The organism is Mumia sp. zg.B21, from assembly GCF_019550855.1.
Lineage (GTDB): Bacteria > Actinomycetota > Actinomycetes > Propionibacteriales > Nocardioidaceae > Mumia.
This window is the reverse complement of the sequence record NZ_JAHWCJ010000001.1, coordinates 1,649,755-1,667,372: the sequence shown is the minus strand read 5'-3', so window position 1 is coordinate 1,667,372 and position 17,618 is coordinate 1,649,755. Positions and strand designations below refer to the sequence as shown.

Below are 17,618 nucleotides of genomic sequence, written 5' to 3'. Positions count from 1 at the left end.
TAGGGAGGTGAGACACGTCACGCCCCGCCGGTCGCCGCTTCGACCTCATATACGGGTCTCACATCCGCGGCGTACGCTGAAAGTCATGGGAGACTCGCAGATCATGCCCCGGAACCGGCCGCACGTGGTGGTCGTGGGCGGTGGCTTCGGCGGAGTGTCTGCAGTGCGGGCGCTCAAGCGCGCCGACGTCGACGTGACGCTCGTCGACCGGCACACCTACAACACGTTCCAGCCCCTGCTCTACCAGGTCGCGACCTCGACCCTGAACCCCGGCGACATCACGTGGTTCCTGCGTTCGATCCGCTCCAAGCAGGACAACGTGCGCTTCTTGAAGGGCACCGTCACGTCGATGGAGCACTCGACGCGCACCATCAACCTCGACGGCGGCCTGACGCTGTCGTACGACTACCTGATCATCGCCTCCGGCACGACCGCCAACTTCTTCGGCATCCCGGGTGCCGAGGAGTACTCGCTGCCGCTCTACCGCCGTTCGCACGCTCTCGCCGTGCGTGACCGGATGTTCGCGATCCTCGAGGACGCGGCGGTCAACGGCCGCGACACCGAGTTCCGGGCCGTCGTCGTCGGCGGCGGTCCGACCGGCGTCGAGACGGCCGGGGCGCTGGCGGAGATGCGCAACCACGACATGCCGGTCACCTATCCCGAGATCGACACGGAGCGCGTCCACATCACGCTGGTGGAGATGGCGCCCCACGTGCTCGGGCCGTTCGCGCCCAAGCTGCGCAACTACGCTCGCCGGTCGCTGGAGAAGCGCGGGGTCGACCTGCGGCTCGAGACCTCGGTGAAGGAGGTCAGGCCCGACGGCGTGATCGTGAACGACGGGGAGTTCATCCCCGCCGACATGGTCATCTGGGGCTCCGGCATCACCACCCACCCCGTCATCGCGAACTGGGGCGTCCCGCTCGGCCGCGGACGTCGGATCATGGTCGACGACCACCTGCGCGTGCAGGGCCTGGAGAACGTCTACGCCGTGGGCGACATCGCGGTGGAGGACGGGGACCGCGCGCTGCCGCAGCTCGCCCAGCCGGCGCTGCAGGGCGGCAAGTACGCCGCGAAGGACATCCGTGCGCGTCTGAAGGGCAAGGAGCACAAGCCCTTCTCGTACCTCGACAAGGGCACGATGGCGACGATCGGCCGCAGCTCGGCCGTCGCGGAGCTGCGGCCCTTCGGCAAGCTGACCGGCTTCTTCGCGTGGGTGACCTGGATCGTCGTCCACCTGTACTTCCTGCTCGGCGGGCGCAACCGCCTGGCGACGATGATCAACCTGGGGTCCCGCTACATCTTCTGGCGCGGTGGCCACAACGCCATCGTCGGCGAGACCCCGCCGGTCATCGCTCGCGTCGCTCCGCCCGGAGCGGTCCTGAGCACGCCGGCGGGCGCCCTGACCGAGACGCAGGCCTCTGAGACGCAGTCCACTGAGGAGACGGCGCCCGAAGGGGATGCGTCCGAGCAGGTGCTCAAGGAGACGGCCCAGGCCGACGCCGAGGCCGACCAGCAGGTGGAGTCTTCCGCCGGCTCCGTCGACCCTCGCTCGTGACGGGTGCGGCGACCGAGCTGCGCGTCGCGCTCGGTGACGGTTATCTGCTCCGGTCGGTGACGCCCGACGACGCTCCGGCACTGGCGGCGGCCTACCTGCGCAACCGTGCGCACCTGGCTCCGTGGGAGCCGGTGAGAGGCGACGGGTTCTTCGCCGTGGACGAGCAGGCGCGACGACTCCACTCCCGCGTGGCGTCCGACGCCAGGGGCGAGAGCATCACCGCGGTCGTCGTGGACGGGGCGGACGCCGTGGTGGCGTCGGTCAACGTCAACGACATCGTGCGCGCGGTCTTCGGCAACGGTCATCTCGGCTACTGGACCGACGGCGAGCACACCGGTCGAGGGTTGATGACCCGGGCGGTCGCGGCGGTCTGCGACCATGCGCGCGCCGAGGGGCTGCACCGCCTCCAGGCCGCGACGCTGCTGCACAACGCCGGCTCGCAGCAGGTGCTCCGCCGCAACGGCTTCTCGGCGATCGGCGTGGCGCCGGACTACCTCTTCATCGCCGGGGCGTGGCAGGACCACGTCCTGTTCCAGCGGATCCTCAGCGACGCCGACCCTGTCTGACGCCGACGCCTGAGCGGTCCGGTGGCGGCTAGGGTGCGGCCATGCCCAAGATCACCGTGATGGGACGCGCCGTCCAGACCATCGCCGCCGAGCGTGGGACCGTCCGGCTCACCGTGTCGTTCGCGGGAGCGCGCCGCGACGACGTCGTGGCCGCCGCTGCGCGCACTCACAGCACTCTCGTCGGACAGGCCAAGCAGCACGTCACCTCGGGTTCGGCGACGTGGTGGGGGGCCGACCAGGTCTCGGCGTGGATCTACGACGAGTGGATCAAGCCGAGCGCGCAGGAGGACGAGACGAAGGTCCGACGCTTCCGCGCGAGCGCTGGCGTACGGGTGACGTTCCGTGACTTCGATGCCCTCTCGCGATGGGTGGGCGAGGTCGCGCTGCTCGACGGCGTCGCCGTCGACGGTGTGGAGTGGGCACTCACCGAGGTGCGTCGCGACGCCGCCGTCGCGACGGTCCGTGCGGACGCGGCGCGCGACGCGGTGGTCCGCGCTCAGGCCTACGCCGGCGCTCTCGGCCTCGGGCCCGTCCACCTCGTCGCGCTGTACGAGCACGGACTGCGTCCACACGTCGGGCCGGTGTCGGCCTTCGGCGAGGCGACAGCGATGCGAGCGGCTGCCGGGCCGGAGTCGTACGGCGGCATGGAGCTGCGTCCGGACGACATCGAGGTCGGCGCCGAGGTCAGCGCCGACTTCGAGGCCTCGTCGGGCTCTGCCTAGCGCAGCATCTCGACGTCGAGGAGGTTCTCCGGGATCCCGAACGCATCGACCAGGTCGGCGGCGTGGGGCCGCAGCCGCTCGCAGAGCCCGTTGACCGAGGCCGTCACGTTCTTTGCGCGCCCGACCGACAGCCTCCGGTGCTCCAGGAACCATGCCTTGTCGGCCTCCACCACGCTCAGTGCGTAGAGGTCGCAGACGGTGTCGAGGACCGACCGGACCTCGTCGTCCTCGACCTCGCACACGGCAGCCACGAACGACTCGAGCACCACCCGCTCGACGTGGGCGCGGCCGAGGTGGACCAGGTGGTCCTGCGCCCGGTTGACGGCGGCGAAAGCCTCCGCGCCGGACAGCTTGCGGGCGGCCTGCATGCGGCGGGCGAGCGTGTCGAGCAGGTGCTCCTCGCGGTCGGTGAGCAGCGAGATCTGGGTGCCGCGGTCGAGCAGGTCGGGCTCGTCGCCCTCACGGCGCGTCGCGTCGCGCAGCCGCGCCACCAGCGGTGCCACCGGGGTGCGCTCGAGCACGACCTCGGCGGCGTTGGAGACCGCGAAGCTCGCCATGCCGAGGGGGTCGAGCCCGCGCACGTCGTCGGCGTAGCCGGTGAGCAGCTCCTTGCCGACCAGCTGCATGAGCACGGTGTTGTCACCCTCGAAGGTGGTGAACACGTCGGTGTCGGCCTTGAGGGTGGTGAGGCGGTTCGCGGCCATGTAGCCGGCGCCGCCGCACGCCTCGCGGCACTCTTGGATCGTCTCGGTGGCGTGCCAGGAGGCGTACGCCTTGACCCCGGCGGCGAGTGCCTCGAGGTCGCGCTGCGCGGTGGGGTCGGCCACGGCGCCGCCGCCCTGGATGTTCGAGAGGGTCTCCACGAGGCCGTTCTGAGCGGTCTGGAGGGCGTACGCCCGGGCGAGCGCGGGCAGCAGCCGGCGCTGGTGGGTGCGGTAGTCCATCAGCAGCACCTCCTGCGGCTCGCCCGCAGCGGCGCCCGGTGCGCCGAACTGCCGACGGCGCAGGGCGTAGCGGACCGCGATCGCCAGCGCCTGGCGGGCGGCCGCGCCGCTGGCGCCCGCGATGCTGACACGTCCGCGGATCAGGGTGCCGAGCATCGTGAAGAAGCGGCGGTTGGGGTTCTCGATGGGGGAGGAGTAGGTGCCGTCCTCGGCCACGCTCGCGTAGCGGTCGAGCAGGTTCTCGCGCGGCACTCGGACCTGGTCGAACACGATCCGGCCGTTGTCGACGCCGTTGAGGCCGCCCTTGACCCCGCAGTCGGAGGTGGTGACACCGGGGAGGTCTCGGCCTTCGTCGTCCCGCAGCGGCACGAGAAGGCAGTGGACCCCGCGCGAGTGCGCCTCCTCGCCCGGGCCCGCGGTGACCAGCTGCGCGAAGACCGCGGCCAGCGTCGCGTCGTGGGCGGCGCCGCCGATGTAGTCCTTGCGCGCCGTCGCGGTCGGCGAGTCGATGATGAACTCACCCGTGGCGGCGTCGTACGTCGCTGTCGTCTCGAGGCTCTGGACGTCGCTCCCGTGGCCGGTCTCGGTCATCGCGAAGCAGCCGAGGAGGTCGCCGTCGATGATGCGGGGAAGGTACGTGTCGTGGTGGCGCTGGGTGCCGAGGTTCTCGACGGCGCCGCCGAACAGACCCCACTGGACTCCCGCCTTCACCATCAGCGAGACATCGGCGTACACCAGCATCTCGAACCCGACGATCGAGGCGCCGGGATCTCCCGTGCCGCCGTGGTCCTTGGCGAACCCGGCGGCCGGGATGCCGCTCTTGGCCAGCGCGAGGAGCGCCTCGCGGGTCTGGGTCCGTTGCTCCTCCACGCGGTGGCTCGGGTCGGTGAGGACGCCGGTGCTCGCGAGCAGGTCGCGTGTCGACTCGCGCGCCTGCGCGTACGGGCCGTCGAGGAGGGAGCGGAGGGCCGTGCCGAGGTCTGCCATGCCCCCGACGCTACCTGGGTGCTGGCGGCGACCGACGGGGTGTGAGCGAGCACACCTGTCGGCGATGTTCGTTCTCAGGTGTCGCGGCCTACGATCGATACGAAACGGTTTCGTTTCGCTGTCACGTCATGTCTCGTCCACTGGTCTGCGAGGTCTCCGCATGAGCCGTCTGACGCCCGAACGTACCGACGAGCTGTACGCGGCTGTGCTGCGCCTGCTCGCCGACGTGGGCTACGACAAGCTCACGATGGACGGTGTCGCGGACATGACGCGCTCCAGCAAGGCGACGTTGTATCGCCAGTGGGGCAGCAAGGAGGCGCTGGTCACCAGCGCCATCGGTGCCCTGGCACCGGATGCGTCCGAGCTGCCCGACACCGGCAGTCTGCGCGGGGACCTCCTGGCCCTGGCCTGCGACCACGGTCACGCCGAGGATACCGAGATCGGCCTCGTCGTCGCGGTCATCCACGCCTGCAAGACGCACCCGGAGCTGGCCGAGTCGCTCCGCGAGCGCATCGTCGCCAGCCGGAGCGCCGAGATCGGTGTCCTCCTCGAGCGTGCCGTCGCACGCGGGGAGGTCGCGGCCGACAACCCGGCGCTCCCGTTCGTCGTCGTCACCATGACGGGGCCGGCCCTGCTGCGAGAGGTCATCGACGGAGAGCCGTCCGACCTCGCGTACGTCACCCGGTTCCTCGACGCCGTGCTGCTCCCCGCGCTCGGCGTCACGTCCCCCTCTCCCTGATCCCTCCCACGCGCCCACTGGCGCACGAACCACAGGAGACACCGTGTCCTGGTACCTCTACCGCCTCGGTCGGTGGGCGTTCCGCCACCGCAAGAGTGTCCTCGTCGCGTGGCTGGCCGTCCTGCTGCTCGCGGGGACCGGTGCGGCGACGCTGTCGGGCAAGACCTCGGACAACTTCTCGATGCCGGGTCTGGAGTCGGTCCAGGCGTTCGACCTCATGAAGGAGCGCAACCCCCAGGCCGCCGCCGACGGCGCCACCGCGCGCATCGTCTTCAAGGCCCCCGAGGGCTCGAAGGTCACCGACCCCGAGTTCGCCGGCGTCATCACCGACACGGTGTCGTCGATGGCCGCGGACAAGGGGGTCGTCAACGCCGTCGACCCGTTCCAGGCCAAGCAGGTCTCGCCGGACGAGACGATGGCCTACACGACCGTCACCTACGAGTCGCAGGCCATCGACCTCTCGGAGGCGCAGGTCTCCGCGCTCGAGGAGGCGCCCGAGGCCGGACGCGACGCCGGCATGACCGTCGAGGTGGGCGGTGACGCGCTGACCCAGATCCCCGAGACCGGGAGCTCGGAGATCATCGGCGTCGTCGTCGCGCTGATCGTCCTGATCATCACGTTCGGCTCGCTGATCGCGGCCGGCATGCCGCTGCTGACCGCGCTGATCGGCGTCGGCATCGGCGTCGCGGGGATCACCACCCTGACCGGCTTCATGTCGCTGGGCTCGACCACGCCCATCCTCGCCACCATGCTCGGGCTCGCGGTCGGCATCGACTACGCGCTCTTCATCGTGTCCCGGTACCGGCACGAGGTGATGGTCGGACGCGATCCGGAGGAGGCCTCCGGGCGTGCGGTCGGCACCGCCGGCAGCGCGGTCGTCTTCGCCGGGCTGACGGTCGTCATCGCCCTCGTCGGACTGTCGGTCGTCAACATCTCGATCCTCACCGAGATGGGACTCGCCGCCGCGGCCACGGTCGCGATCGCGGTGCTCATCGCCCTGACCCTGCTGCCGGCCCTCTTCGGCTTCTCCAAGCGCCGCATCATCAAGGGCAAGATCCCGGGTCTGCGGCAGCACGACCCCGAGGCGGACGACCACTCGGGCAAGCCGGCCATGGGCCAGCGCTGGGCCGGACTCGTCACCCGGCGCAAGGCCGTCGTCGCCGTGCTCGGTGTGGCCGTCGCGCTCGTCGCCTCGATCCCCGTCCTCTCGCTGGAGGAGTCCCTGCCCGACGACGGCACCGCCTCGGTCGGGACGACCCAGCGCAAGGCGTACGACCTCATCGCCGAGGGGTTCGGGGCGGGGTCGAACGGACCGCTCCTCGTGGTCGTCGACACCGCGAAGGCCGACGATCCCGAGGCCGCGGTGGCGGAGACGACGAAGGCCGTCGAGGGCATCGACACCGACGTGGCCGCGGTCGTGCCCGGCCAGCCGATGCCGGACACCGACCTCGCCACGATCACCGTCGTCCCCAAGAGCGGCCCCGCAGACCAGGAGACCCAGGACCTGGTCGGCGAGATCCGTGACGCCGTGCAGGACGTGAAGGGCGAGACGGGTGCCGACGTGCTGGTCAGCGGTCAGACGGCGGTCTCGGTGGACGTGTCGGAGAAGCTGGCCGACGCCCTGCCCATCTATCTGACGCTGGTGGTGGGCCTGGCGTTCGTGCTGCTGATCCTGGTGTTCCGCTCGATCCTGGTGCCGCTGTCGGCGGTCCTGGGCTTCCTCCTCACCATCGGGATGGCGCTGGGCGCGACCGTGGCGGTCTTCCAGTGGGGCTGGCTGGCCGACGTGTTCGGTGTGGACACGCCAGGGCCGATCATCAGCATCCTGCCGCTGCTCATGGTGGGCATCCTGTTCGGGCTCGCCATGGACTACCAGGTGTTCCTGGTGTCGCGGATGCGGGAGGACTACGTCCACAGCAAGGACGCCCAGCGCGCCGTCGTCAACGGGTTCAGCCACAGCGCCCGCGTGGTGACCGCCGCGGCGATCATCATGATCTCGGTCTTCGGCAGCTTCATCATCAGCGACGAGGCGATGATCAAGCCGATCGGCTTCGGGCTCGCCTTCGGCATCCTCGCCGACGCGTTCCTGGTCCGGATGACGCTGATCCCGGCCTTCATGGCGATCGCCGGTCGCTCCGCCTGGTGGCTTCCCGCCTGGCTGGACAAGATCATCCCGGACCTCGACATCGAGGGCGACGCGCTCGCCAAGCGCCTCGGAGAGCGGACTGAGTCGGAGCCCGTCGGCGCTCAGGCGCCGTAGGAGTCGGCCGCGGCCAGCACCGCGGCAACGTAGGCGTCGGAGTGGTTGTACGACCTCACCGCGGCGGTCCACCCGGACCCCGTGGTGAGGTCGTCGCCGTTGGCGCACAGATAACGGCCGGCGGCGTACGCGGCGTCGTCGAGGTCCGCACGGTCTGCCACGCCGTCGCCGTCGCCGTCGGAGCCCCACCGTCGCCACGTGCTCCCGATGAACTGCATCGGGCCGACGGCGTGGTCCCAGGCCGGGTTGCCGTGGGCGGCGGTGTCGTCGGCCGAGGCCGCGAGCGCGGAGACGCCGCCGGTGCCGTCGAGCGCCGGACCGTGGATCGGTCGCCGGGTGGTCCCGTCGGCGAGCAGCGTGTTGCCGTCGATGGTGCCGTGCTGCGACTCGACCCAGCCGATGCCGGCCAGCGTCGTCCACCCCAGGCGACAACCGGGATCCTCCTCCTCGAGCCGCAGGGCGGCTCTCGCGTAGGCGGTCACCGCCCTGGCCGCGATCCCGGTCCGACCGGCCTCCGCCGACACCCATCCGCGGTCGAGGCCCGATCCGAGCCTCCCGACGCCCGAGTCGAGCGACGAGGTCGCGAGGAGAGGAGCGGTCGTGGAGGCCGGGGCCGCAGCCGTGGACGGTGGGTCGTACGCGCTCACGCTGGCCGCACCCACACGCGCGTCCGCGCCGGCGCCCGCCCACGTCAGCAGCCCGGCCGTCGCGCACAGCACCCCGAGCGCAGCGGGGACCACCACACCCTTGCTCCACGCGACCCGGCTGTTCACGCTGGCCAGCGTAGACGCCGTCGCGTCGACGGGTCCCTCGTACGCTGGAAGCGTGGACATCGTCACTGAGCAGCCGGCGCTCGACGAGGTGCGTGCCCTGCTCGACGGGCGGCGCGTGGTCGCTTTGACCGGCGCTGGCATCAGCACCGACTCCGGCATCCCGGACTACCGCGGGCCGGGCTCGGTGCCGCGTCAGCCGATGACGTACCAGGAGTTCGTGGCCAGCCCGCAGGCGCAGCAGCGCTACTGGGCGCGGGCCCACATCGGCTGGCGGCACATGACCGGTGCCGAGCCGAACGCCGCCCACCACGCGCTGGTCGCCCTGGAGCAGGCCGGCGTGGTCTCAGCGGTGATCACCCAGAACGTCGACGGGCTGCACGAGGCCGCCGGCCAGCGCGAGCTCGTCGCCCTGCACGGGCGGATCGCCGACGTCGTCTGCCTGGGCTGCGGCGCCCGTTCGCCGCGCGCCGAGCTGCACGAACGGCTCGACGTCCTGAACCCCGGCTACGGCGACGGCGCGTACGCGATCGCACCCGACGGCGACGCGGTGCTGGAGGAGACCAGCACGTTCCGGGTCGCCCCGTGCCTGAGGTGCGGCGGCATCCTGAAGCCGGACGTGGTCTTCTTCGGCGAGAGCGTCCCGAAGCCGCGCGTGGAGCACTGCCGCGCGCTGGTCGACGCCGCGGACGCGCTGCTCGTCGTCGGGTCGTCGCTGCAGGTGATGTCCGGGCTGCGCTTCGTCCGGCAGGCGGCGAAGGCCGGGAAGCCCGTGGTGATCGTGAACCGGGGGGCGACCCGCGGGGACGACCTGGCAACCCTGAAGCTCGACGCCGGGTGCGCGGAGACGCTCGTCCCGCTGGCGGCCTCGGTCTGCTGACCTCGGTCGGAGCGAGGCGGCCCGGCGATCATCGGAGGTCGCAGGCCTCGGCGTGCGAGACCAGCGCGGTCGCCCCGTCAGGCGTCAGCACGAACAGTCGCCCGCGTGTCATCGCCAGGTGCGACACGTGCGGCTGCGGCAGGTCGGTGGCGGCCCAGCGTGCGGTGTCGGCCGAGACCAGCGCCGTACGGGACCCTGCTCCGACTGCGATCGCTGCGCACGAGCCGTCGTACGCGGCGCGCGGCTGTGCGACGTACGGCTCGACCCGGACCGCAGGCAGCCGGATGCGGCGTACGTCCTCGGCACCGATGCGCCACCCGGCGAGCCGGTCGCCGACCCATCCCGCGACGAGGCAGGCGTCACCGGCGCACGCGACGTCGACGGCTCCGCTGGAAGGACCGTCGGACGTGCCCAGCGCGAGCCGTCGCCACGTCCGCAGGTCCGGTGTGGTCCACGCGGCCGCGGTCTGACGGGTGCCGTCGTCGTCGGTCACGGTCTCGGTGCCGACGACCACGACCGCGGACCCGGTCGCGCCGACGGCCGTCGGCAGGGCCTGGACGTCGCCGGCGCTGGAGAAGGGACCGATGTCGGTGCGCCGAACCCATCGGCCGCCGTCCTCGCGCCACACGGCGGGGGACAGGCGCGACGGCGACGTCGCCCAGCTCCCGACGACAGCGTCGACAGGAGCGGCCGTGACCCCGGCGAGCCCTCCGGCCGACGGACCGCCGAAGGTCTCGAAGACCTGAGCCACCTCCGCGACGCCGTCGAGCGTCCCCGACCACGCCGTCCAGCGCGGCATCAGGTGCGCGCCTCCCGTCGCGTTGCCGAGGGCGACGACGCCACCGTCGGGAGCGACGGCGAGGTGGACCAGGGACGCGATGCGGCCGTACCCCGTGGCAGGCTCCAGCGGGACGTCTGCCCAGGCCGATCCCTCGTGCGCCAGCAGGCGCGGACGTGCACCGTCTCCGCTGCCGACCGACCCGCCGACCACGAGGCGGTCACCGGCCGCCTCCACGGACGCCGGTCGTGTCCGGCCCGGAAGCGGCTCGGCGAACCAGCCCCCGGGCAGCGTCGCGCGTGCGGGCGGGGCCAGTGACGCGGGGGCCGGGGTGGGGTTTGAGGAAACGTCGTCGACGCGGTCTGCCGCCGAGGAGCATGCGGTGAGCGCGACCACCGTCGTCGCCAGCGAGAGGACCACCCGGTGCATGGGTCGACCGTACGACGGCGGGAGCCCTCGTGGCCTGCGCCGGCCAGGACAGCCGCCACGTGAGACCCGGTGAGGCGGTCGGGCCTGCACCGTGCGAGGCTCGCAGGAGAGCTGGAGCCAGGACGGCCTTCACGGGGTGAGAGGGGCGGACATGAGCCGCAGAGTGCTGGTGACCGGAGGCGTACGCTCCGGCAAGTCGCGGTACGCGGAGTCGCTGCTGGCGCGTCAGCAGCACGTCACCTACATCGCGCCGGGACCCATCCCGGACGACAGCGACCTCGACTGGCAGGCGCGGATCCTCCAGCACCAGCGGCGTCGGCCCGAGGGCTGGACGACGATCGAGACCGTCGACGTCGCGGGTGCGCTCAGGGGTGCCGAGACGCCCGTCCTGGTCGACTGCATCGGCACCTGGGTGACGGCCGTGCTGGACGAGCTCGGGGCGTGGGAGGTTCCGGAGGACCAGTGGCGCCCCGAGGCCGAGAAGCGGATCGAGAGCCTGGCCCAGGCGTGGCTCGCGCGCGATCGGCTGAGCGTCGCGGTGACCAACGAGGTCGGGTTCGGCGTGGTGCCGGACCACCGGTCGGGCCGCATCTTCCGCGACGTCCTCGGGATGACCAACCAGCGGCTGGCCGAGGCGTCCGCCGAGGTGGCGCTCGTCGTCGCGGGGCGCGTGCTCCACCTCTGACCGACGGCCGCACGCCGGCTCAGGCCGCGGCGACCACGACGCACAGCACGGTGAGCGCGACCTCGACGCAGGCGCCGACGACATCGCCGGTGATGCCGCCGAGCAGCGCGACCGCTCGGCGGACGACGCTCACGACGACCGCTGCGGCGACGACGACGGCCGCCGCTCCCTGCCACCACGGTGCGGCGCCGGCCGCGGACGCGAGGCCGACCGCCGCGGCGGCGACCACGGCGATGCCGACAGCGGCAGGCAGGGGCACCGAGCGGGCCACCGCGGCACCGAGCCCGCCGGTCGTCGCGGGCGGTACCGGCGAGGCGCAGGGGGCGACGACCGCCGCGCGAGAGACGCACACCAGGACGCCGACGAGGAGCCACCCGTACGGACGGCTAGCGACGGTGCCCAGACCCGCCGCCTGGATGAGCAGGACGACGACGAGTGCGACCACCCCCGCCGGCCCGACGTCGCCGGACTTCATGATCGCGAGCCGACGGGAACGGTCGTACGGGGCAGCAAGCCCGTCGACGGTGTCGGCGAGACCGTCGAGGTGGAGGGCGCGGGTGCCGAGGGCGATCGCGGTCACCGCGAGCGCGCCGGTGATCAGCGCCGGGAGCCCGGCCGCGGAGCCGAGGGCGACGACGACCGCGGCGGCCGCGCCGAGCGGCAGCGCCGCCAGCGGTGCCAGCAGCATCGCGACGCGTGCGCGGGGGCGGTCGACGACCGACGGCGCCGCCACCCGGATGGTGGTGAACGTCCCGGCCGCCAGGAGCGCGGCGTCGGTGAGGACACCCCGAGCCGGTCGGTCGCCCATCACGGCGATGTCAGGCGTCCTGCGGGCCGAGCACGTCGGCGAGCAGCGACACCTCGGACAGCAGCGAGGCCGCAGAACGGAGGACGGGGAGTGCGGCGACGGCGCCACTGCCCTCGCCCAGCCGCATGCCGAGGTCGAGCAGAGGCTCCAGCCCGAGCTTGGACAGCGCCGACGCCTGCGCGGGCTCCGGCGAACGGTGACCGGCCGCGAACCACGCCGCCGACCCAGGGGCGAGGTCCTCGGCCACCAGGGCGCACGCCACCGAGATCACCCCGTCGAGGAGGATCGGGACTCCTCGGCGCGCGGCTTCGGTGAGGAACCCGACCTGGGCGGCCAGGTCGGCCGACCCGAGCGCGGTCAGACGGTCGATCGGGTCGGCCGTGCGGTCGCCCGCGCGCTCGAGCGCCTGAGCGACCACGGCCTCCTTGCGTGCGAGGGCTTCCCCGTCGACGCCCGAGCCGCGGCCCGTCACCTCGGCCGCGCTCAGGCCCAGAGACGCCGCGACCAGGGCCGCAGAGGGCGTGGTGTTGCCGATCCCCATGTCGCCGGCGACAAGGAGGTCGGCACCGGCCGCGACCTCCTCGACGGCGACGGCGACCCCGGCCGCGAGGGCCGCGGCCGTCTCCGCCGGAGCGAGCGCGTCCTCGAGGTGGATGGCGCCCGAGCTCCGGCGAACCTTGTGCGCCGTCACCTCGGCCGGGAACGCGGTCGCGTCGACGTCGACGGCGATGTCGAGCACCCGCAAGGTGGCCCCGTGAGCTCGGGCCAGGACCGCCACTCCAGCGCCGCCGGAGAGGAACTGCCGAACCATCAGAGCGGTGATCTCCGACGGGTAGGCCGAGACCCCGTGACGGGTGACGCCGTGGTCGCCGGCGAACACGACGACGCGGACGTTGCTCGGCGGTCGAGGCGGACACTGCCCTTGCACGGACGCCAGCCACACCGCGCACTCACCCAGCCGCCCGAGTGCTCCCGCGGGCGTCGCGAGACCAGCGAGACGCTCCTCCGCGCGGCGCCGTACGTCCGCCGACGGCGGGGCGACCCGGCCCTGGCCGACCTGCGGTTGAGTCATCGAGAGGCCCTTCCGAGCGGGTGGTGAGAGGTCTCCTCACCCTAATCCTGTGCCGCCGGGCGATCAGTGGCGACCGTCTGTCGCGACATACCGACCGCTCACCGACAGGAGCCGTGTCCCCGTGGACCGGTGCGGACGCCACTGGCAGCGTGTGAGCGCGGTCACACGGGGTGACGACGACCTCCCCGCGCGACGCAGACCTCGGGCCCGCCCAGGGCCGTGACGCGAAAGGGTTGCCGATGACCTCCGGACCTCCGCCGACTGCCGACGATCCCACCCTGCACGAGACGACGCCACCGGCCAACAAGCCGCTGCTGGTCCTGGCCACCGTGCTGCTCGCCATCCCCGTGATCGCCTTGCTGTGGGTCGACTCGTACGCCCGCATCGAGCCGAAGCTCGGACCGTGGCCGTTCTTCTTCTGGTACCAGTTCCTCTGGGTCTTCATCACCGCCGCCCTGACCTACACCTCGTACCGGATCGTGCTGGTCGCGCGGCCGCACCGCCCTATGCACCATCGCGACGAGCACCATCCCGACGAGCAGACGGACAGCGATCGAGCGGAGGGTGACCGGTGAGCAACGTCAACGGGGTCGGCCTGACCGTCCTGATCCTGCTCTTCGCGCTCGTCACGGTGATGGGGTTCTACGCGTCGCGGTGGCGACGCCCGCCGTCGATGGAGTCGCTCGACGAGTGGGGACTCGGCGGACGCAAGTTCGGCACGTGGGTGACGTGGTTCCTGCTCGGCGGCGACCTCTACACGGCCTACACGTTCGTCGCCGTGCCCGCCGCGATGTTCGCCACCGGAGCCGTCGCCGGCTTCTTCGCCGTGCCGTACACGATCGTGCTCTATCCGATCATCTTCGTGTTCATGGCGCGGCTGTGGTCGGTGAGCCACCGGCACGGATACGTCACGCCGGCCGACTTCGTCCGCGGTCGCTACAGCAGTCGCGAGCTCTCGCTGGCCGTCGCGATCACCGGCTTCCTCGCGACGATGCCCTACATCGCGCTGCAGCTGGTCGGCATCCAGGCGGTCCTCGAGGTGGCCGGCCTCGGCGGCGGCTCCAACTGGGTCGCGAAGGACGCGCCGCTGTTCATCGCGTTCGCCCTGCTCGCGGCGTACACCTACTCCTCGGGTCTGCGGGCGCCGGCGGTGATCGCGTTCGTGAAGGACACGCTCATCTATCTCGTCATCATCGTCGCGATCATCTACCTCCCCACCAAGGTCGGTGGCTGGGACGCGATCTTCGGCGCCGCCCAGGACAAGATGAGCACCCCGAACCCGGCGACGGGCGCGCCGACCGGCTCGTTCATCCCGACCGGGATCGACGCCCACTGGGCCTACGCGACGCTCGCCCTCGGCTCGGCGCTGGCGCTGTTCATGTATCCGCACTCCATCACTGCCACCCTGTCGAGCCAGAGCCGCAACACGATCAGGCGCAACGCGTCGATCCTGCCGGCGTACTCGTTCATCCTCGGTCTGCTCGCGCTGCTGGGGTGGGTCGCGATCGCCGCCGGGACGCAGCCGATCGGACTCGACGGCGAGCCGAACGCCCAGCTGGTGATCCCCCAGCTCTTCGAGGACATGTTCCCGGCGTGGTTCGCCGGCGTCGCCTGGGCGGCGATCGCGATCGGGGCACTGGTGCCGGCGGCGATCATGTCGATCGCGGCGGCGAACACGTTCACCCGCAACGTCTACAAGGAGTTCATCAAGCCGGACGCGACGCCGAAGCAGGAGGCGCAGGTCTCCAAGCTGTCGTCGCTGGTCGTCAAGCTGTTCGCGCTCGTCTTCGTGCTCACGCTCGACCGGCAGAACGCGATCAACTTCCAGCTGCTGGGCGGCATCTGGATCTTGCAGACCCTGCCCGCGATCGTGTTCAGCCTCTACACGAGGTGGTTCCACCGCTGGGGTCTGCTGCTCGGGTGGGCCGTGGGCATGGTGTACGGGACGATCACGGCGTACAACGTGGTCAACCCGACCACGGGCGGCCACTTCGGCGGCTCGCTGGCCGACATCCCCGTGATCGGGACGCTCGGATACATCGCGTTGACCGCCTTCGCGATCAACGTGCTCGTCGCTGCCCTGATCACGGTGGCGCTGCGTGCCGGCAAGGTCGACAACGGGCACGACGAGACCATCGCGGGGGACTACTTCGCCGATGCGGGAGACCCGCGGGTCATGAAGAGGCTTCCTCTCGTCGGCGAGCCGACCGGGAGGGACACGACGTCCTGACGACGGCTAGGTCCTGACGACGGCTCAGGGGAAGCGGGAGTCGGGCTGCAGCGGTGGCAGCCCGGATCCCGCGCCCTCGCGAGCACCGACCACCATGGCCGAGAGCGCGTCCGCCGCGCTGTGCTGCGGCTCCCAGCCGAGCTCGGCCCGGGCCCGTGCCGTCGACATCACCGGGAGGCGCAGCAGGGCGTCGAAGAGGTCGCCCGGAGCGCCGACGAGCCGGGCTCGCCACGCTCCTTCGACGACCGCCCGAGTGAGGCGCGCCGGGACCTCGAACGTCCGTGCGTCGAGGATCCGTCCCAGCTCGTCCTGGCCCAGGACATCGGCGGCCGCGATGTTGAAGGCGCCGTGGACCGGCCGCTCGACCGCCTCCGCGTACGCCCGCGCAAGGTCGCCCGCGTGGACCGCCTGCAGCCGGAGCCCGCGAGGGATCGGGACGACGGGCAGGATGCGGCGCTCGAGCATCCAGGGGCGGAGTGCGGGAGCGCCGAAGATGCGTCGCTGCTCGGACCCTGCCGAGCGCTGGAAGACGAACGCCGGGCGCATCCGTACGACCCGGACGTCGGGCCGCTGAGCCTCGAACGCGTCCAGCAGCCGCTCGACATAGGCCTTCTCCCGGCAGTACGCCGCAGGCGAGGGGCCGTCGGTCGGCCAACCCTCGTCGACCGGGTGGTCGTCGACGGCGGGCGAGTACGCGCCGACCGACGAGGCGACCACCACGACCGGGACCCGGCTCCGTGCGGCGCTCTGGAGGACCCGCCGAGTCCCGACGGCGTTCGCCTCCCACGTCGTGTCGGGATCGTGGGTCGGCTGGAACATCCACGCCAGATGGACGAACGCGTCGCACCCCTCGAGCACGGCGTCGAGGCGGTCGTCGGCGACGTCCGCGGCGTGCCACTCGATCGAGCCCTGCTCGGTCTCGGTGGCCTCGGGAACCCGGCGCGCGACCGCAACGATGTCGTGCCCCCGGCTGCCCAGCTCTCTGAGCAGCGCACTGCCGACGTTGCCACTTGCCCCTGTCACCACCACGCGCACGCGCTGCTCCCTTCGTCGCAGACCCGATACCCCGCCGGCGAGGAGGTCAAACGGAGGGAGCGAAGCCCGCGACGCGTCCGACGATCGTGACCGCCGGTGCGCCGATGCCGGCCTCGGCCACCCGCGAGGCGATGGTGGCGACGTCGCCTCGGACGACGCGCTGGGTCGGGAGCGCGGCGTCGGCGATCGTGACCGCCGGCGTCGCCGGGTCCAGCCCTTCGGCGACGAACGTCTGCGTGATCGCGGGAAGGGTCGCGACCGCCATGAGCAGGACGATGTCGGTCCCGGTGCGCGCGAGTGCTCCCCAGTCGACCGTCGAGCGGGGATCACCGGGAGGCACGTGGCCCGAGACCACCGTGAATCCCTGGGTGAGGCCGCGGTGGGTCACCGGGATCCCGGCCAGCGCCGGCCCCGCGATGGCCGACGTCACCCCCGGCACGACGACGACGGGGATGCCGGCCGCCGTGCACGCCTCCATCTCCTCGCCTCCACGCCCGAAGACGAAGCTGTCACCGCCCTTGAGGCGCACCACGCGCCGACCGGCCCGGGCGTGCTCGACGAGGATCCGGTTGATCGCCTCCTGCGGGGTTGAGCGACCCCGAGGGATCTTGCCGACGTCGATCACCTCGACGTCCAGGCCGTGGAGCACCCCCAAAGGGGCGAGGCGGTCGGTCACGACGACGTCGGCGGTGCGGACCGCCTCCAGGCCGGCGACCGTGATCAGCCCTGGATCGCCCGGGCCGCCGCCGACGAGGGTCACGGACCCGCCTCCTGCTCGGGGCCGCGTCGCGTCGGTGTCGGAGCCAGTGTCGGAGCCGGGCCCGGGCACCGCGTCGGGGACGGTGCACCACCGGCCGAAAGCCTGTGCGTCCCCGGCGACCCGTGCGTCGAGACCCGGATCGCCCGTGGCGGGGACGACGAGGTCGTGATCGGAGACGTCCGCGGTGTCGTACGCCCGGGAGTCCCAGCGCAGCAGCCCTCGCTCGGCGAGGTCCTGGACGGACTGGACGACCTCGGGGGCGATCACCGTGATCTCGGCGCCCGCGTCGCGCAGCGCCGCGATCCGGCCGAGCGCGGTGGACCCTCCGCCGACCACGAGGACACGGCGACCGGAGACGGGAAGGGTCGTCCGGAAACCTGCGTCGCGTGCCATCGGCC

General features: G+C 72.1%; 16 protein-coding genes. 9 read left to right on the top strand and 7 right to left on the bottom strand.

All coding sequences use genetic code 11. The features are described 5' to 3' along the window. Positions 1–85 precede the first annotated feature (85 nt). From KV100_RS08035 to KV100_RS08025, 3 genes are read left to right on the top strand one after another with little or no spacing between them, the layout of a single operon-like run. On the top strand, positions 86–1,555 hold the full coding sequence (locus KV100_RS08035; RefSeq protein WP_220342311.1) for an NAD(P)/FAD-dependent oxidoreductase: 1,470 nt from the start codon (positions 86–88) through the stop codon (positions 1,553–1,555). Continuing rightward, positions 1,552–2,121: a GNAT family N-acetyltransferase gene (locus tag KV100_RS08030; RefSeq protein WP_220342310.1), complete on the top strand. Its 570-nt coding sequence runs from the start codon at positions 1,552–1,554 to the stop codon at positions 2,119–2,121. The genes KV100_RS08035 and KV100_RS08030 overlap by 4 nt, the downstream gene beginning before the upstream one ends. A 41-nt stretch (positions 2,122–2,162) precedes the next feature. Next, positions 2,163–2,843, top strand: a complete 681-nt coding sequence (locus KV100_RS08025; protein ID WP_220342309.1) for an SIMPL domain-containing protein — start codon at positions 2,163–2,165, stop codon at positions 2,841–2,843. On the opposite strand, the gene KV100_RS08020 is transcribed toward KV100_RS08025, so the two are convergent. Continuing rightward, complete coding sequence (locus KV100_RS08020) at positions 2,840–4,774, bottom strand: acyl-CoA dehydrogenase (RefSeq protein ID WP_220342308.1); 1,935 nt, start codon at positions 4,772–4,774, stop codon at positions 2,840–2,842. The genes KV100_RS08025 and KV100_RS08020 overlap by 4 nt on opposite strands. Positions 4,775–4,934: 160 nt before the next feature. Between KV100_RS08020 and KV100_RS08015 the strand changes: the two genes are divergently transcribed. After that, positions 4,935–5,513, top strand: a complete 579-nt coding sequence (locus KV100_RS08015) for a TetR/AcrR family transcriptional regulator (RefSeq protein ID WP_220342307.1) — start codon at positions 4,935–4,937, stop codon at positions 5,511–5,513. A 43-nt stretch (positions 5,514–5,556) separates the two neighbouring features. Beyond that, the gene (locus tag KV100_RS08010) at positions 5,557–7,773 is read left to right on the top strand and encodes an MMPL family transporter (RefSeq protein ID WP_220342306.1); all 2,217 of its coding nucleotides are present in this window, start codon (positions 5,557–5,559) and stop codon (positions 7,771–7,773) included. On the opposite strand, the gene KV100_RS08005 is transcribed toward KV100_RS08010, so the two are convergent. Further along, on the bottom strand, positions 7,761–8,546 hold the full coding sequence (locus KV100_RS08005; protein WP_308291386.1) for a lytic murein transglycosylase: 786 nt from the start codon (positions 8,544–8,546) through the stop codon (positions 7,761–7,763). The genes KV100_RS08010 and KV100_RS08005 overlap by 13 nt on opposite strands. 52 nt (positions 8,547–8,598) lie before the next feature. Here KV100_RS08005 and KV100_RS08000 point away from each other — a divergent pair, with 52 nt between their 5' ends. Next, a complete protein-coding gene (locus KV100_RS08000) occupies positions 8,599–9,423 on the top strand; it encodes an NAD-dependent protein deacetylase (RefSeq protein ID WP_220342304.1) in 825 nt (274 codons plus the stop codon). A gap of 28 nt (positions 9,424–9,451) precedes the next feature. Here KV100_RS08000 and KV100_RS07995 read toward each other — a convergent pair whose 3' ends face one another. Further along, positions 9,452–10,630, bottom strand: coding sequence for a hypothetical protein (locus KV100_RS07995; RefSeq protein WP_220342303.1), 1,179 nt, complete (start codon positions 10,628–10,630; stop codon positions 9,452–9,454). 151 nt (positions 10,631–10,781) lie between these two features. On the opposite strand from KV100_RS07995, the gene KV100_RS07990 reads away from it, so the two are divergent. Beyond that, complete coding sequence (locus KV100_RS07990; protein ID WP_220342302.1) at positions 10,782–11,315, top strand: bifunctional adenosylcobinamide kinase/adenosylcobinamide-phosphate guanylyltransferase; 534 nt, start codon at positions 10,782–10,784, stop codon at positions 11,313–11,315. A gap of 19 nt (positions 11,316–11,334) precedes the next feature. On the opposite strand, the gene KV100_RS07985 is transcribed toward KV100_RS07990, so the two are convergent. Together KV100_RS07985 and cobT are read right to left on the bottom strand one after the other, a co-directional pair. After that, a complete protein-coding gene (locus tag KV100_RS07985; RefSeq protein ID WP_220342301.1) occupies positions 11,335–12,123 on the bottom strand; it encodes an adenosylcobinamide-GDP ribazoletransferase in 789 nt (262 codons plus the stop codon). Between the two features lie 10 nt (positions 12,124–12,133). Continuing rightward, positions 12,134–13,195: a nicotinate-nucleotide--dimethylbenzimidazole phosphoribosyltransferase gene (gene cobT / locus KV100_RS07980; protein ID WP_220342300.1), complete on the bottom strand. Its 1,062-nt coding sequence runs from the start codon at positions 13,193–13,195 to the stop codon at positions 12,134–12,136. A gap of 239 nt (positions 13,196–13,434) precedes the next feature. Here cobT and KV100_RS07975 point away from each other — a divergent pair, with 239 nt between their 5' ends. Together KV100_RS07975 and mctP are read left to right on the top strand one after the other, a co-directional pair. Then, complete coding sequence (locus tag KV100_RS07975) at positions 13,435–13,770, top strand: DUF3311 domain-containing protein (protein WP_220342299.1); 336 nt, start codon at positions 13,435–13,437, stop codon at positions 13,768–13,770. Continuing rightward, positions 13,767–15,425: a monocarboxylate uptake permease MctP gene (gene mctP / locus KV100_RS07970; RefSeq protein ID WP_301022366.1), complete on the top strand. Its 1,659-nt coding sequence runs from the start codon at positions 13,767–13,769 to the stop codon at positions 15,423–15,425. Before KV100_RS07975 ends, mctP begins: the two co-directional genes overlap by 4 nt. Positions 15,426–15,449: 24 nt before the next feature. Here mctP and KV100_RS07965 read toward each other — a convergent pair whose 3' ends face one another. After that, positions 15,450–16,460: an NAD-dependent epimerase/dehydratase family protein gene (locus KV100_RS07965; protein WP_301022365.1), complete on the bottom strand. Its 1,011-nt coding sequence runs from the start codon at positions 16,458–16,460 to the stop codon at positions 15,450–15,452. A 46-nt stretch (positions 16,461–16,506) separates the two neighbouring features. Then, the gene (cobA, locus tag KV100_RS07960; RefSeq protein WP_220342298.1) at positions 16,507–17,613 is read right to left on the bottom strand and encodes a uroporphyrinogen-III C-methyltransferase; all 1,107 of its coding nucleotides are present in this window, start codon (positions 17,611–17,613) and stop codon (positions 16,507–16,509) included. Between the last annotated feature and the right edge of the window lie 5 nt (positions 17,614–17,618).

Excerpts from the sequence above, each read along its gene's own strand:
- KV100_RS07985 (WP_220342301.1), bottom strand. The coding sequence starts at position 12,123 with ATGGGCGACCGACCGGCTCGGGGTGTCCTCACCGACGCCGCGCTCCTG.
- KV100_RS08025 (WP_220342309.1), top strand. The coding sequence starts at position 2,163 with ATGCCCAAGATCACCGTGATGGGACGCGCCGTCCAGACCATCGCCGCC.
- KV100_RS08020 (WP_220342308.1), bottom strand. The coding sequence starts at position 4,774 with ATGGCAGACCTCGGCACGGCCCTCCGCTCCCTCCTCGACGGCCCGTAC.
- KV100_RS07995 (WP_220342303.1), bottom strand. The coding sequence starts at position 10,630 with ATGCACCGGGTGGTCCTCTCGCTGGCGACGACGGTGGTCGCGCTCACC.
- KV100_RS08015 (WP_220342307.1), top strand. The coding sequence starts at position 4,935 with ATGAGCCGTCTGACGCCCGAACGTACCGACGAGCTGTACGCGGCTGTG.
- KV100_RS07975 (WP_220342299.1), top strand. The coding sequence starts at position 13,435 with ATGACCTCCGGACCTCCGCCGACTGCCGACGATCCCACCCTGCACGAG.
- KV100_RS08035 (WP_220342311.1), top strand. The coding sequence starts at position 86 with ATGGGAGACTCGCAGATCATGCCCCGGAACCGGCCGCACGTGGTGGTC.
- cobA (WP_220342298.1), bottom strand. The coding sequence starts at position 17,613 with ATGGCACGCGACGCAGGTTTCCGGACGACCCTTCCCGTCTCCGGTCGC.
- cobT (WP_220342300.1), bottom strand. The coding sequence starts at position 13,195 with ATGACTCAACCGCAGGTCGGCCAGGGCCGGGTCGCCCCGCCGTCGGCG.
- KV100_RS07990 (WP_220342302.1), top strand. The coding sequence starts at position 10,782 with ATGAGCCGCAGAGTGCTGGTGACCGGAGGCGTACGCTCCGGCAAGTCG.